This window comes from Georgenia wutianyii (assembly GCF_006349365.1).
Taxonomy (GTDB): Bacteria; Actinomycetota; Actinomycetes; order Actinomycetales; family Actinomycetaceae; genus Oceanitalea; species Oceanitalea wutianyii.
Genome location: NZ_CP040899.1, coordinates 250065 through 263685 on the forward strand (window position 1 = coordinate 250065; position 13621 = coordinate 263685).

Annotated in this window: 13 protein-coding genes; 6 read left to right on the forward strand and 7 right to left on the reverse strand. The window is 72.8% G+C overall.

The window, feature by feature from the left end:
• The first annotated feature begins 6 nt into the window (after positions 1-6).
• Entirely contained in the window at positions 7-1077 is a 1071-nt protein-coding gene (gene pstS / locus FE251_RS01125) for a phosphate ABC transporter substrate-binding protein PstS (protein WP_139947466.1), read from the forward strand.
• A gap of 9 nt (positions 1078-1086) precedes the next feature.
• Here the strand turns inward: pstS and FE251_RS01130 are convergent, their stop codons facing one another.
• On the reverse strand, positions 1087-1470 hold the full coding sequence (locus tag FE251_RS01130) for a hypothetical protein (RefSeq protein ID WP_139072776.1): 384 nt from the start codon (positions 1468-1470) through the stop codon (positions 1087-1089).
• Between the two features lie 253 nt (positions 1471-1723).
• On the opposite strand from FE251_RS01130, the gene FE251_RS01135 reads away from it, so the two are divergent.
• Complete coding sequence (locus FE251_RS01135; RefSeq protein WP_139072777.1) at positions 1724-2206, forward strand: CarD family transcriptional regulator; 483 nt, start codon at positions 1724-1726, stop codon at positions 2204-2206.
• A gap of 5 nt (positions 2207-2211) precedes the next feature.
• Positions 2212-2940 (forward strand): 2-C-methyl-D-erythritol 4-phosphate cytidylyltransferase, encoded by a 729-nt coding sequence (gene ispD / locus FE251_RS01140; RefSeq protein WP_139072778.1) that lies wholly within the window; start codon positions 2212-2214, stop codon positions 2938-2940.
• Positions 2941-2948: 8 nt separating this feature from the next.
• Here ispD and ispF read toward each other — a convergent pair whose 3' ends face one another.
• Positions 2949-3425: a 2-C-methyl-D-erythritol 2,4-cyclodiphosphate synthase gene (gene ispF / locus FE251_RS01145; protein ID WP_139947467.1), complete on the reverse strand. Its 477-nt coding sequence runs from the start codon at positions 3423-3425 to the stop codon at positions 2949-2951.
• Between the two features lie 20 nt (positions 3426-3445).
• Entirely contained in the window at positions 3446-4810 is a 1365-nt protein-coding gene (locus FE251_RS01150) for an MFS transporter (protein ID WP_139072780.1), read from the reverse strand.
• Positions 4811-4887: 77 nt separating this feature from the next.
• Here FE251_RS01150 and cysS point away from each other — a divergent pair, with 77 nt between their 5' ends.
• The 3 genes from cysS (at position 4888) to FE251_RS01165 (ending at position 8549) form a co-directional block, all read left to right on the forward strand.
• Positions 4888-6321, forward strand: a complete 1434-nt coding sequence (cysS, locus tag FE251_RS01155) for a cysteine--tRNA ligase (RefSeq protein WP_139947469.1) — start codon at positions 4888-4890, stop codon at positions 6319-6321.
• Positions 6321-7283, forward strand: a complete 963-nt coding sequence (rlmB, locus tag FE251_RS01160; RefSeq protein WP_139072782.1) for a 23S rRNA (guanosine(2251)-2'-O)-methyltransferase RlmB — start codon at positions 6321-6323, stop codon at positions 7281-7283. Before cysS ends, rlmB begins: the two co-directional genes overlap by 1 nt.
• Positions 7284-7712: 429 nt before the next feature.
• Positions 7713-8549, forward strand: coding sequence for a DUF559 domain-containing protein (locus tag FE251_RS01165; RefSeq protein ID WP_139947471.1), 837 nt, complete (start codon positions 7713-7715; stop codon positions 8547-8549).
• Between the two features lie 132 nt (positions 8550-8681).
• On the opposite strand, the gene FE251_RS01170 is transcribed toward FE251_RS01165, so the two are convergent.
• The 4 genes from FE251_RS01170 to FE251_RS01185 all read right to left on the reverse strand — a co-directional run bounded on the left by FE251_RS01170 (position 8682) and on the right by FE251_RS01185 (position 13583).
• Positions 8682-9932: a DUF4032 domain-containing protein gene (locus FE251_RS01170; RefSeq protein ID WP_139072784.1), complete on the reverse strand. Its 1251-nt coding sequence runs from the start codon at positions 9930-9932 to the stop codon at positions 8682-8684.
• 67 nt (positions 9933-9999) lie between these two features.
• Positions 10000-11127: an ABC transporter ATP-binding protein gene (locus FE251_RS01175; RefSeq protein ID WP_139072785.1), complete on the reverse strand. Its 1128-nt coding sequence runs from the start codon at positions 11125-11127 to the stop codon at positions 10000-10002.
• A gap of 180 nt (positions 11128-11307) precedes the next feature.
• Positions 11308-12165, reverse strand: a complete 858-nt coding sequence (gene otsB, locus FE251_RS01180) for a trehalose-phosphatase (protein WP_139947474.1) — start codon at positions 12163-12165, stop codon at positions 11308-11310.
• The gene (locus tag FE251_RS01185; RefSeq protein WP_139072787.1) at positions 12162-13583 is read right to left on the reverse strand and encodes an alpha,alpha-trehalose-phosphate synthase (UDP-forming); all 1422 of its coding nucleotides are present in this window, start codon (positions 13581-13583) and stop codon (positions 12162-12164) included. The genes otsB and FE251_RS01185 overlap by 4 nt, the downstream gene beginning before the upstream one ends.
• Positions 13584-13621: the final 38 nt, after the last annotated feature.

Below are 13621 nucleotides of genomic sequence, written 5' to 3' on the forward strand. Positions count from 1 at the left end.
TACGGGATGTCGAAGGTCGGGCGGCGACACCGCGTCGCAGCCGGGGTGGCCCTCCTTGCGCTCGCGGCCGCGGGCTGCGGCACGCACACCGCGACGGTGGCCGGAGCGGGCGCGTCCTCCCAGGAGATCGCCATGCAGGCCTGGCTCGCCGGGCTGTACGACGAGTACCCCGACATCCTCGCCTCCTACGACCCGGCGGGCTCCGGGGCCGGCCGGGAGATGTTCATCACCGGGGCCGTCGACTTCGCGGGCTCGGACGCCGAGCTCGACGACGAGGAGCTGGAGCAGGCCGCCGGCCGCTGCGGCGACGGCGAGGTCATGGAGCTCCCGCTCTACATCTCCCCGATCGCCGTGGCCTACAACCTGCCCGGGCTCGACGTCGAGCACCTCAACCTCGAGCCGGAGACCATCGCAGGGATGTTCGACGGCCAGATCACGCGGTGGGACGACCCGGAGATCGCCGCGAGCAACCCCGGCGTCGACCTGCCCGACCTCCCGGTCATCCCGGTCAACCGCTCCGACGACTCGGGCACCACGGAGAACTTCACCGAGTACCTGGCCGAGGCCGGCGGGGACGCCTGGCCCCACGAGCCGAGCGGCACGTGGCCGCGCAGCGGCACGCAGTCGGGCCAGCAGAACGCCGGCGTCGTCTCCACCATGGAGGCCGCCGAGGGCACGCTGGGCTACCTCGACGCCTCCCAGGTGACCGACGAGCTCAGCACCGCCGCCATCGGGGTGGGCGACGGGTTCGTCCCCTTCTCCCCGGAGGCGGCCGCCGCCGTCGTCGACGCCTCGCCCCCCGCGGAGAGCGCGAGCGACACGCGCCTGACGATCCACCTCGACCGGGACACCGACGCCGACGGCGCCTACCCGCTCGTCCTCATCTCCTACACGATCGCGTGCACGAAGTACGACAGCGCCGAGAAGGCCGACGCCGTCCGGGCGCTGCTCACCTACATGGCGAGCGAGGCCGGCCAGGATCGGGTGGCGGCCCCCGACGTCGCCGGGGCCGCGCCGATCTCACCCGAGCTGCGCGCGCGGGTGATGGAGGTCGTCGACCAGATCAGCGGGCCGTAGCCCGGCCCGTCAGCCGGCGTACTCCTCGTACTGCGGCAGGGTGCCGTCGAGCACCGGGACGAGCACCTCGAAGACGCCGTAGCCGGAGACCTCGACGACGGCCTCGACCATGCCACCGGGGGCCGCGGGGGTCTGCGGGATGACGACGAGCTCCTCGCTGCCGAGGAGCACCGAGCCGTCGGGCAGGACCGGCAGCTGGATGCCACCGTCACCGATGGCCACGGACATGAGGACCTCCTCGGCGGAGTCGTTGACGAGCGCCCCGAACACCAGGCCCTCGCCACCCTCCCCGTCGGTGAGGACCATGAGGTTCTCCACCCGGACGTCGTCGGACACCTCGACCCGCACGCCGTCGCCGGCGTTGTAGAGCTCGGCGGTCTGGATCGGGGTCATCGCGCTGCAGCTTGCGACCAGCAGCGAGGCGCCGATCACAGCGGCCCCCCGGAGCAGGCGGTGGGAGCGGGCCAAAACGATCTCCTTCGTCAGTTGTCCTGGTCCCAGGCTACCGGCCCGCGGGCGTGGTATGCGCCGTCACGGGGGTCCGAAGGGGCCCGTCGGGGAGGTCCCACGACCGTGCCACATCTCCGGAATGGCGGCATTTCACCGTGCTAAAATCGGAACCTCGCGACCAAGGAGCCTTGCCACCATGACCTTCACCGTCGGTGAGACCGTTGTTTACCCCCACCACGGAGCAGCCCTGATCGAGGCAATCTCGAAGAAGGTCATCAGAGGCGAGGAGAAGCTCTACCTCAAGCTTCGCGTCGCCCAGGGAGACCTCACCATCGAGGTCCCGGCCGACAACGTCGACCTCGTGGGCGTGCGTGACGTCGTGGGCAAGGAAGGCCTGGAGCGGGTGTTCGAGGTGCTGCGCGCGCCGTACACCGAGGAGCCGACCAACTGGTCGCGCCGCTACAAGGCGAACGTCGAGAAGATCGCCTCCGGTGACGTCATCAAGGTCGCCGAGGTCGTCCGGGACCTGTCCCGTCGCGACCAGGACCGCGGCCTGTCCGCCGGTGAGAAGCGCATGCTCGCCAAGGCCCGCCAGATCCTCGTCTCCGAGCTCGCACTTGCCGAGCGCACGGAGGAGGAGAAGGCCGAGGCCATGCTCGACGACGTCCTGGCCTCCTGACCCAGGTGCGCTGCGCCGCGGTCCTCACGGCTGCCGGCTCCGGCACCCGCCTCGGGCACGCGCTGCCCAAGGCCCTCGTCCCGCTCGCGGGGACCCCGCTCGTCGTCCGCGCCGCGCACGGGCTCGCGGCCTCCGGCGTCGTCGACGGCGTCGTCGTCACCTGCCCGGGTGACCACCTCGACCAGGTGCGCGGACTCTTCCCCGGTGGACGCGTCCCCGGCACCGAGGTGCCCGTCGAGGTCGTCACCGGCGGCCCCACCCGGCAGGCCTCCGTCGCCGCCGGCCTGGCCGCGCTCGACGACGTCGCGCCGGGCGCCGGGCTCGTCCTCGTCCACGACGCCGCCCGCTGCCTCGCCGGGCCCGGGCTCGTGCGCCGCGTCGTCGCCGCCCTCGAGGACGGCAGCCGGGCCGTCGTGCCGGGCGTGCCCGTCGCCGACACGGTCAAGCGCGTCCTCGCGCTGCCGGACGGCGGGGAGGTCGTCGTCGAGACGCCGGACCGCGCCGCGCTTCGGGCGGTCCAGACGCCGCAGGGCTTCACCCGCGACCTGCTCGAGCGGGCGCACCGCGCCGCCGCCGACCGGGCCGGCGACGAGCGCACCGCCGTCTCCGACGACGCCGGCCTCGTCGAGCTGCTCGGCGAGCAGGTGCACGTCGTCCCGGGCGAGGACGCGGCGCTGAAGATCACCACCCCCGCCGACCTCGACCGCGCAGAACGGCTGCTCGACCGCTCCTGAGGTACGGCTCAGCGCGCGACGAGCGCGGTGGCGATCGCGAGCAGACCCTCGCCGCGGCCGGTGAAGCCGAGGCCGTCCGTCGTCGTCGCCGAGAGGCTGACCGGGGCACCGAGGGCCGCCGTCATCGCCGCGGCCGCCTCCTCGCGCCGCGGCCCGATGCGCGGCCGGTTGCCGACGACCTGGACGGCGACGTTCCCGATGGTGAACCCGGCCTCGCGCACGAGCCGGGCCGTCTCGGTGAGGAGCTGCGCGCCCGACGCCCCCGCCCAGCGCGGGTCGGAGGTGCCGAAGCGCGACCCGAGGTCCCCCAGGCCGGCGGCCGAGAGCAGCGCGTCGCACGCCGCGTGGGCCGCGACGTCGCCGTCGGAGTGGCCCTCGAGGCCCACCTCGCCCGGCCACTCGAGGCACGCGACGAACAGCGGGCGCCCGCTGCCTGCGGCGGCGAAGGCGTGGACGTCGGTCCCGATCCCGGTGCGTGGCAGCATGCCCGTCAGCGTAGTGCGGCTCAGGTGAGCGGCGGCTCGCGCAGAGCGCTCTCGCTGCGCAGCGTGACCTTCACGGGCAGGAGGAGCGCGAGGCCGACGGCGAGGACGAGGCAGATCCCGAGGATGCCCCAGTGGTCCGCGTCCCCGACGGGCACGCCCGAGACCGCCGCGCCGAGCGTGATCGCGAGGGAGAACATCGCCGGCGCCAGGAAGCTCACCGCCCGCCCCGTCGTGGCGTAGAGGCCGAAGAGCTCGCCCTCCTTGCCCTTGGGGATGAGCCGGGCGAGGAAGGTCCGCGAGGCCGACTGCGCGGGGCCGACGAACACGCACAGCACCAGGCCGAGGCTCCAGAAGACGACGGCGCCGCGGTCGTGGAGGAGGAAGACGCCGAGCCCGGCGACGATCATCGCGACCAGCGCGCCGATGATCACCCGCTTGGGGCCCAGGAGGTCGTCGAGCGCACCGAACGCGATCGTCGCCACCCCGGCGACGAGGTTCGCGGCGACGCCGAAGATGATGATCTCCCCGGCGGCGAAGCCGAAGACGGTCCCGGCGATGACGCCGCCGAAGGTGAACACCCCGGCCAGGCCGTCGCGGAAGACCGCGCTGGCGAGCAGGAAGTAGACCGTGTGGTGGTCCTCGCGCCACACCCGACGCACCGAGGTGACGAGCAGCTTGTAGGAGCCGGTGACACCGAGGCGGGGAAGCGTGCCGCGGGCGGACTTGTCGTCGCGCACGGTGAGCAGCACGGGGACGGAGAACACGAGCGTCCACACCGCGCAGACGAGCGTCGTCACCCGCACGTCCATGCCGTTCTCCGACGTGATCCCGAAGACGCCGACGTCGGGCTCGATGAGGCCGAAGTAGACGATGAGGAGCAGGACGATGCCCCCGATGTACCCCAGGCCCCAGCCGAGCCCCGACACCCGGCCCACGGTCGACGGCGTCGACAGGTCGCCGAGCATCGCGTAGTAGTTCACCGACGCGAGCTCGAAGAAGATGTTGCCCGCGCCGAGGAGGATGAGACCGAGCCACAGGTAGCCCGGGTCGGGCTGGACGAGGAACATCGCCGCGGAGATGACGACGACCGCCATCGTGTTGAACCCCAGCCAGAACGTCCGTCGTCCGGAGCGGTCCGAGCGCAGGCCGGCGACCGGGGCGCAGATCGCCACCAGCGCGCCCGCCCCGGCGAGCACCCAGCCCAGCTTCTGCGCGGCGCCCGCACCGAAGAGGTCCTTGTTCGTGAGGTAGACGGTGAACACGAACGTCGTGATGACGGCGTTGAACGCCGCCGAGCCCCAGTCCCACAGGCTCCAGGCGTAGACCGGCCAGCCGAAGCGACGGCGCGCGGGGCGCGGGGTCGAGGTCACCGACGATGTGCTCACCCGCGAACGGTAGCGCCCCGTGGCCCCCGGAACTCGGTCCTTCCGGCCCTGGGGCGACACGCCGGTAGCCTGGGGGCGTGAGCCTGCGACTTCATGACTCCGCCACCCGGTCGGACCGCGAGCTGGTGCCCCTCGTCCCCGGACGGGTGAGCATCTACCTGTGCGGTGCCACCGTCCAGGGCGCGCCGCACGTGGGCCACCTGCGCTCCGCCATCGCCTTCGACGTCCTCGTCCGCTGGCTGCGTCGTCGGGGGATGGAGGTGACGCTCGTGCGCAACGTCACCGACATCGACGACAAGATCCTCGCCAAGTCCGCCGAGGCCGGCGTGCCGTGGTGGGCGTGGGCCTACCGCTTCGAGCAGGAGTTCACCGCCGCCTACGACGCCGTCGGCGTCCTGCGTCCGACCTACGAGCCGCGCGCCACCGGCCACGTGACCGAGATGGTCTCCCTCGTCGAGCGCCTGGTCGAGCGCGGGCACGCCTACCAGGGCGAGGGCGCGAACGTCTACTTCGACGTCCGCTCCTTCCCCGAGTACGGCGCCCTCACCCGCCAGCGCATCGAGAACATGTCGACCGTCGAGGAGGAGGAGGCCACCGACAAGCGCGACCCGCGCGACTTCGCGCTGTGGAAGTCCTCCAAGCCCGGTGAGCCCGAGTCGGCCGCCTGGGACACCCCCTTCGGGCGCGGGCGGCCCGGCTGGCACCTCGAGTGCTCCGCGATGGCCCACCGCTACCTCGGGGAGTCCTTCGACATCCACGGCGGCGGCATCGACCTGCGCTTCCCCCACCACGAGAACGAGCTCGCCCAGTCGCGCGCCGCCGGTGACGCCTTCGCCCAGCACTGGATGCACAACGCGTGGGTCACCGTCGGCGGGGAGAAGATGAGCAAGTCCCTGGGGAACTCGCTCGTCGTGGCCAACGTGCTCCGCCAGGTCCCCGCCGTCGTGCTCCGCTTCGCCCTCGGCACCGTCCACTACCGCTCCACCGTGGAGTTCTCCCAGGCCTCCCTCGCCGAGGCGAGGAGCACCTGGGAGCGCATCTCCGGGTTCGTCGCCCGCGCCGTCGAGCGGGTCGGGGCGGTGGGCGCCGAGGAGGTCACGAGCCGTCCGCTCTCCGCCCTCCCCGAGGCCTTCGTCGCCGCGATGGACGACGACCTCAACGTCTCCGCGGCCCTCGCCGTCGTCCACGAGCAGGTGAAGGTGGGCAACAACGCACTCGTCGCGGGGGAGGACGGCGTCGTGCGGGAGGCCCAGCTCCAGGTACGCTCGATGCTCGACGTCCTGGGCCTTGATCCGCTGGCGGCCCCCTGGGCCACCTCGAGCGGGCCCGACGACACGGCGCGAGCAGCCCTCGAGGCGCTCGTGCCGGCCGTGCTCGCCGAGCGCGCCGAGGCGCGCCGCACCAAGGACTGGGCACGGGCCGACGCCCTTCGCGACCAGCTCCAGGACGCAGGGATCATCATCGAGGACTCGCCGGACGGTGCCCGGTGGCAACTAGGAGGGACGCGCTGATGGCAGGCAACTCCAAGCGTCGTGGCGCGGTGCGCAAGGCAGGGTCGAAGAAGGGCCCCCAGGTCGGCAGCGGCGGGCAGCGGCGACGCGGCCTCAAGGGCCGCGGACCCACGCCCAAGGCGACCGAGCGCGAGTACCACCCGGCGGCCAAGCGGGCCGCAGCGGCGGCCAAGCGTGACGAGCGTCAGCCCAGGCGCGCCCAGCCGCAGCGGCAGACGACGCCCGACCTCGAGCTCGTCACCGGGCGCAACGCCGTCCTCGAGGTCGTGCGCGCCGGGACGCCGGTCGAGCGGGTCTACCTCGCCGCCCGCGCCGAGTCCGACGACCGGCTCAGCGAGGTGCTGCGCACCGTCACCGCGCGCCACCTGCCGCTCGTCGAGGCGACCAAGGGTGAGCTCGACAAGCTCACCGACGGCGCCAACCACCAGGGCATCGCCATCCAGGTGCCGCCCTACGAGTACACCGACCCGGCCGCGCTGCTCGACCGCGTCGCGGGCGGCCCGCCGCTCATCGTCGCGCTCGACGGCGTCACCGACCCGCACAACCTCGGCGCCGTCCTGCGGTCCGCCGGGGCGTTCGGGGTGCACGGCGTCGTCGTGCCCGAGCGCCGCGCGGCCGGCGTCACCGCCACCGTGTGGAAGGTGTCCGCCGGAGCCGCGGCCCGCGTGCCCGTCGCCCGGGCGACGAACCTCGTGCGGGCGCTGCAGGACTACAAGAAGGCCGGCTGCTTCGTCGTCGGCCTCGACGGGCAGGCGTCCACCTCGGTGAGCGACCTCGAGCTCGCCACAGAGCCGCTCGTCGTCGTCGTCGGCTCCGAGGGCAAGGGGCTGTCCCGGCTCGTGCGCGAGACCTGCGACGCGATCGCCGGCATCGAGATCTCCTCGCGCGTGGAGTCCCTCAACGCCGCCGTCGCCACCGGCATCAGCCTCTACGAGATCGCCCGCATCCGCGCCACCCGCTGACGCGGCCCGTGCCGCGTGCCGCGCCCCGGCGGCGTCCGGCGCGCGTTTCCTGCCACCAAGTCGGCGACACGCCAGCGACACGCCGCCGAGGGAGCGCTTCCCGGGCCATCTGAGACGACTTCGTGGCAGGTTCCTGCCGCCGGTCAGGCGGACTCGCCCTCCACGTGCGGGCGGAGCGCGCCGGACGCCCCGTGCCGCGTGTTCTGCCACAAAGTCGGGGACACGCGCGCGACACGCCGCCGGGGGAGTGGTTCCACGGCCTCCGAGGGTGACTTGGTGGCAGGTTTGGGCGGTCGGACGGCGCCGCGGTGTCGTAACTGCGGCGCCCCGGGGTGCCGGGGTGCTGCACGGGGCCCGTTCGCGGCGAGGGGCACACAGGGAGGGGCGCGCGCGACCCGGCTCCGGGCGCGCCGGTCGCACCATCGGGTGATGGACGTGACGGACCGGATCTGGCACTTGGGGGGCGCGGCCAAGCGGTCCCAGCTCGTGCGCACCGCGGCCGACCGCCGTGCCCTGGCCGACGGGCTTGCCACCGGCGTCCTGCGTGAGCTCGGCGCAGGCTGGCTCGCGACGGCCGGCGCGGACCCGGCCGTGGTGGCCGCCCGCCGCCTCGGCGGCACGGTCACCTGCGTGAGCGCCGCCGCGTTCTACGGCCTGCGGGTCATGCACCCGCCCGAGCGCCCCCACGTCGCCCTGCCCAGGGCGCGCGGCGTACGGCAGGTTGCCCTTCCCGCTCGTGTCCACCGCGAGCGCTGGTGGTCGGCGCCGCCAGACCTCGGACTGCCCCTCGCCCCGCTCGACCTCGTCCTCGCCCGCGTGCTGCGCTGCCTGCCGGCGGACCTGGCGGCCGTCACCGTCGACTCCGCCCTCACCAAGCGGCTCGTCACCACGGACGAGGTGGCCCGTGCGCTCACCGGGCCCGGGAGTCCGGCGGCGCTCGCGGCGCTGGCGCGGTGTCGTCCGGGCAGCCGGTCGGGCATCGAGACACTCGCCCGGCTGGCGCTGGAGGAGGCCGGCCTGCAGGTCGACCCGGCGGTCACCATCGCCGGGGTGGGGGAGGTCGACCTCGTCGTCGAGGGGCACGTCGTCGTCGAGTGCGACGGCTTCTCCTACCACTCCGGGCGGGTGGAGTACCGGGAGGACCGGCGCCGCGACCGGGTGCTCATCGCGAAGGGGTACCTCCCGCTGCGGTTCACCTACGAGGACGTCATGACCGACAGTGCGACGGTCGTCCGCGCCGTCCTCGAGGTGCTCGGCCGGGCGTGACGGCGACCGGAACCTGCCACCAAGTCCGCCGCCGGAGCGCGGGAAGCGCTGCCCCGACGGCGTGGCGGCGGCGTGTCGGTGACTTGGTGGCAGGATCGGCGCGGGCAGGCGCCCGGGACGCGCTACGGAGGGCTAGAACTCGATCCGGGGGATCGTCTCCGTGTCGGCGCCGGGGTCGAGGACGGCGCGCTCGTCGGGCCGGTGGCGCAGGACGTTGTCGATGTAGGAGGCGACGGCGTCGGGCAGCGGGACGTCGCGCTGCTGCTGCTGGGAGATGAACCAGCGGTGCTCGAGCACCTCGTGGAACACCTCGGCCGGCTCGAGCTTCCCGCGCAGCTCGCGCGGGATGGCCCGGACGGTGGGCTCGAAGACACGGGCGAGCCAGTCGTGGGCGACGAACTCCTCTTCCTCCCCCTGCCGGTCGGTCGCGGCGCGGAAGGCGTCGAGGTCGTTGAGCATGCGGCGCGCCTGGTTCTCCTGGACGTCCAGGCCGGTGAGTCGCATGAGGCGGCGGTGGTGGTGGCCGGCGTCGACGACCTTGGGCTGGATCTGGATGCGGGTGCCGTCGACGTCCGTGGTCATCGACAGCTCCCCGACGTCGTACCCGAGCTCGTTGAGCCGGTGGATCCGGGCGGACACACGCCAACGCTCGCCGTTCTCGAAGGACTCCGAGGAGGTGAGCTCCTGCCACAGGGCGGTGTACCGCTCGACGATCCGGTTGCCGACCTCGATGGTGTCGACCTCCTCGGAGACGAAACCGCCGGCCTGGAGGTCCATCAGCTCGCCGATGATGTTCGTGCGTGCGAGGTCGAGGTCGTACTCGCGCTGGCCGACGGTGAGCGTGGGCTGGAACTCGCCCGTCTCGGCGTCGACGAGGTAGGCGGCGAAGGCGCCGGCGTCGCGGCGGAAGAGCGTGTTCGACAGCGAGACGTCGCCCCAGTAGAAGCCGAGCAGGTGCAGCCGCACGAGGAGGACGGCGAGCGCGTCGATGAGCCGGGTCGCGGTGTCGCGCCGCAGGTACTGGGAGAACAGCGCGCGGTAGGGCAGGGAGAACTGGAGGTGCTCGGTGACGAGCACGGAGTCCAGCGGCTCGCCGAGCGGCGTGGACCGGCCGGTGATGACGGCGAGCGGCTGCACCGAGGGAGCCTGCAGCCGGTTGAGGTTGCGGAGCATCTCGTACTCGTGGAACGCGACGGTCTCCCCGATCTCCTTGATCGCGATGACCCGGCCGGACAGCCGCACGAAGCGCACGACGTGACGGGAGATGCCGCGCGGCAGCGCCGCGAGGACCGACTCGGGCCACTCCTCCAGCGGGATCTCCCACGGGAGGTCGAGGAGGGCGGGATCGAGCCGCGCCGCGGTGATCTCAAGGGAGGTAGGCATCGTGCTCCTCATGATGCAGGGGCGGACCCGACGCTACGGGCCCGCCCCTGCATGTGCGACTTTCGGGTCAGTCGGGAAGACGCTCACCCGTGGTGACGGCGAAGTTGTGCTGCTCGCCGGGACGGATGCGGGCGTAGACGGTCTCGCCCTTCATCGGCACCTCGCGCGGGTCGATGCGGACGATGATCTGCGCGTCGCCGGCGCCCGAGGAGATGTGCTCGGCCAGCTCCTTGGAGCCCGCGAGGCGGCCGTAGACGAACGCGTCGGAGCCGAGCTCCTCGACGAGGTCGACGGTCACCGGGATCGCGCCCTCGGTGCCCGCGGACACGCGGTCGAGGGACTCGGGACGGAAGCCGACGATGACCTCGCCCTTGCTGTCGGCGCCCATCGCGTCGATGGTCGCGCGGCTCAGCGGGACGCGGGCCTCACCGAGCACGGCGGCGCCGTCCTGGATGTGGAAGGTGCCGAGGTTCATCGCGGGGGAGCCGATGAAGCCGGCGACGAACACGTTGGCCGGGCGGTCGTACATGTCGCGCGGGGTGCCGACCTGCTGGAGGACGCCGTCCTTGAGGACCGCGATGCGGTCGCCCATGGTGAGGGCCTCGGTCTGGTCGTGCGTGACGTAGACGGTCGTGACGCCGAGGCGGCGCTGGAGCGAGGCGATCTGGGTGCGGGTCTGGACGCGGAGCTTGGCGTCGAGGTTCGACAGCGGCTCGTCCATGAGGAACACCTGCGGCTGGCGGACGATCGCGCGGCCCATGGCGACGCGCTGACGCTGACCACCGGAGAGCGCCTTCGGCTTGCGGTCGAGGTACTCGGAGAGGTCGAGGATCTTGGCAGCCTCCTCGACCCGCTGGCGGATCTCGGCCTTCGGCTTGCCGGCGATCTTGAGCGCGAAGCCCATGTTGTCCGCGACGGACATGTGCGGGTACAGCGCGTAGTTCTGGAACACCATCGCGATGTCGCGGTCCTTGGGCTGGATGTCGGTGACGTCGCGGTCACCGATGAGGATGCGCCCGGAGTTCACGTCCTCGAGCCCGGCGAGCATGCGCAGGGAGGTGGACTTGCCGCAGCCGGAGGGGCCCACGAGGACGAGGAACTCGCCGTCGGCGATCTCCAGGTCGAGAGCGTCCACCGCCGGGCGCTCGGTGCCCGGGTAGGTGCGTGTGGCCTTGTCGAACGTGACTGATGCCATCGTTGGTCGTTTCCCTTCACCGGCAGGTACGTGCCGGACGATCCGTTGTGAAGAGTGTCAGGTGTCTGCCTTGACACTGGTCCGGCCCCGCCGACCGGTGGTCGCCGGGTCCGAGCCGTCATCAGTGTCGCACAGGCGGGAATGTGGCGACGTGGCCTAGGTCCTGCCTTGTGTGGCGGGTCACACCGACTCGCGCAGCTCCAGGAGGCGCAGGAGCACGGCGGCGAGCTCGTCCGGGTCGGCCACCCGGTACTGCGCCGCGGTCGGCCCGTCGCCCACCTTGATGCCGACGTCGTCGGGGCCCAGGACGGCGAAGGCGTCCTCGTCGGTGACGTCGTCACCCGCGAAGAGGACCGCGGACGGGGCGACGTCGGCGCGCAGCTCGGCGATCGCGTCGCCCTTGGTCGTGTGGAGCACGGCCATCTCGACGACGTCCTTGCCGTGCTGGACGCGCAGGCCTGGCCGGGTGGCCGGCCCGGCGAGCACCTCCTCGGTGAGGGCGGCGGCGTCCTGCGCGCCGGCGAGCCGCGAGTGCACGACGACGGAGACCGGCTTGACCTCCACCCAGGCACCCTCGTAGCGCTCGGCGAGGGTGCGCGCCTCGCGCAGCACGGCGGCGTGCAGGGCCTCCTGCTCGGCGGTGAGCACGAGCGGCTCGGCGACGAGCTCGCGGGTCTGCTCGGCCGTCATCCCGACGTGTCCGCGCTGGGCGCCGTGGCTGCCGACGACGCGCGTCCCGGCGGGCACCTCGGCGATCGCGACGAGCCCGGTCGCCTCGCGCCCGGAGACGAGCGCGAGGTGGATGCCGGGCAGCGCGTCGAGGCGGGCGAGCGCCTCGGCGGCGGCGGGCACCACCTGGGACCGGGAGGGGTCGTCGACGAGCGGGGCGAGCGCGCCGTCGAAGTCGAGGGCGACGAGGACCGAGGGGCGCGCGGCGAGTCGGCGCAGCGCCTGGTCGAGCTCCTCGGCGAGGTGCTGGACGAACAGCGGGGCGTCGACGCCCGGGCCGGGGACCCCGGGGTCTTCGGTCGTGCTCATGACTCGCTCCTTCGGGCAGACAGTGCGTCGAGGAAGTCCCCCGCCCAGCGCTGGACGTCGTGCTCCAGCACCCGGCGGCGCAGCGCGCGCATCCGACGGCGCCGCTCGCGCGGCTCCATCCCGATCGCCCGCATGATCGCCGTCTTCGTGCCGTCGATGTCGTGGGGGTTGATGAGCAGCGCCTGGCCGAGCTCGTCGGCGGCGCCGGTGAACTCGCTGAGGACGAGGACGCCGCCGAGGTCGCCGCGGGCGGCGATGTACTCCTTGGCGACGAGGTTCATCCCGTCGCGCAGCGAGGTGACGAGCATGACGTCGGCCGCGAGGTAGAGGGCCGCCATCTCCTCGGCGGGGTAGGAGTGGTGCATGTAGTGGATCGCGGGCTTGCCGAGGACGCCGTAGTCGCCGTTGATCCGCCCGACGGTCACCTCGATCTCGTCGCGCAGCTGGCGGTACTGGTCGACGCGCTCGCGCGAAGGGCTGGCGATCTGGACGAGGGTCGTCTCCGGCGGCGTCACCCGGCCGTCGGAGAGCAGCTCCCCGAACGCCTTGAGCCGGTGCCGGATGCCCTTGGTGTAGTCGAGGCGGTCGACGCCGAGGAGCAGGACGTCGGGGCTGCCGAGCTCGTTGCGGATCTCGACGGCGCGGCGCTGCACCGGCTCGCTGGCGGCCAGCGCGTCGAAGGACTTGGTGTCGATGGAGATGGGGAAGACCCCGGCGCGCACCTGGCGCTCGGGACGCGACCAGCGGGCACCGACCGTCACCGTGTTGCCCTTGGTGGTGAGGGGCGTGAGGCGGCGGACGGCGCGCATGAAGTTCGCGGCGTCGCCGGCGCGCTGGAAGCCGATGAGGTCGGCACCGAGCAGACCCTCGACGACCTGCCGACGCCAGGGCAGCTGGGTGAAGATCTCCACCGGCGGGAAGGGGATGTGGTTGAAGAACCCGATGCGCACGTCGGGGCGGAGCATGCGCAGCACCGACGGGACGAGCTGGAGCTGGTAGTCGTGCACCCACACGGTGCCGCCCTCGGCGACGGCCTCGGCGGCGGCGGCCGCGAAGCGCCGGTTGACCGCGACGTAGGCGTTCCACCACTGCCGGTGGTACTCCGGCGGGACGATGACGTCGTGGTACAGCGGCCACAGGGTGCCGTTGGAGAAGCCCTCGTAGTACTGGTTGACCTCCTGCTCCGTCAGCGTCACCGGCCACACCCGGATCCCGTCGGAGTCGAACGGGTCCAGCGAGAGGTCGGGGCTGCCCGCCCAGCCGACCCAGGCACCCTCGTGCTCGCGCATGACCGGCGCCAGTGCGGTGACGAGCCCGCCGGGTGAGCGGGTCGCCTCGACGGAACCGTCGGGGGCGAGGGAGATGTCGACCGGGAGGCGGTTGGCGACGACGACGATCTGGTGCTCACCTGCTGGCATGGGAAGCTTCATCCTCCTGTGGGGGTCGTTCCCGAGGC

Coding starts and splice junctions, on each gene's coding strand:
- FE251_RS01175 (WP_139072785.1), bottom strand. CDS start 11,127: ATGGCATCAGTCACGTTCGACAAGGCCACACGCACCTACCCGGGCACC.
- FE251_RS01130 (WP_139072776.1), bottom strand. CDS start 1,470: ATGACCCCGATCCAGACCGCCGAGCTCTACAACGCCGGCGACGGCGTG.
- FE251_RS01135 (WP_139072777.1), top strand. CDS start 1,724: ATGACCTTCACCGTCGGTGAGACCGTTGTTTACCCCCACCACGGAGCA.
- pstS (WP_139947466.1), top strand. CDS start 7: ATGTCGAAGGTCGGGCGGCGACACCGCGTCGCAGCCGGGGTGGCCCTC.
- FE251_RS01165 (WP_139947471.1), top strand. CDS start 7,713: ATGGACGTGACGGACCGGATCTGGCACTTGGGGGGCGCGGCCAAGCGG.
- rlmB (WP_139072782.1), top strand. CDS start 6,321: ATGGCAGGCAACTCCAAGCGTCGTGGCGCGGTGCGCAAGGCAGGGTCG.
- FE251_RS01170 (WP_139072784.1), bottom strand. CDS start 9,932: ATGCCTACCTCCCTTGAGATCACCGCGGCGCGGCTCGATCCCGCCCTC.
- otsB (WP_139947474.1), bottom strand. CDS start 12,165: ATGAGCACGACCGAAGACCCCGGGGTCCCCGGCCCGGGCGTCGACGCC.
- FE251_RS01185 (WP_139072787.1), bottom strand. CDS start 13,583: ATGCCAGCAGGTGAGCACCAGATCGTCGTCGTCGCCAACCGCCTCCCG.
- ispF (WP_139947467.1), bottom strand. CDS start 3,425: ATGCTGCCACGCACCGGGATCGGGACCGACGTCCACGCCTTCGCCGCC.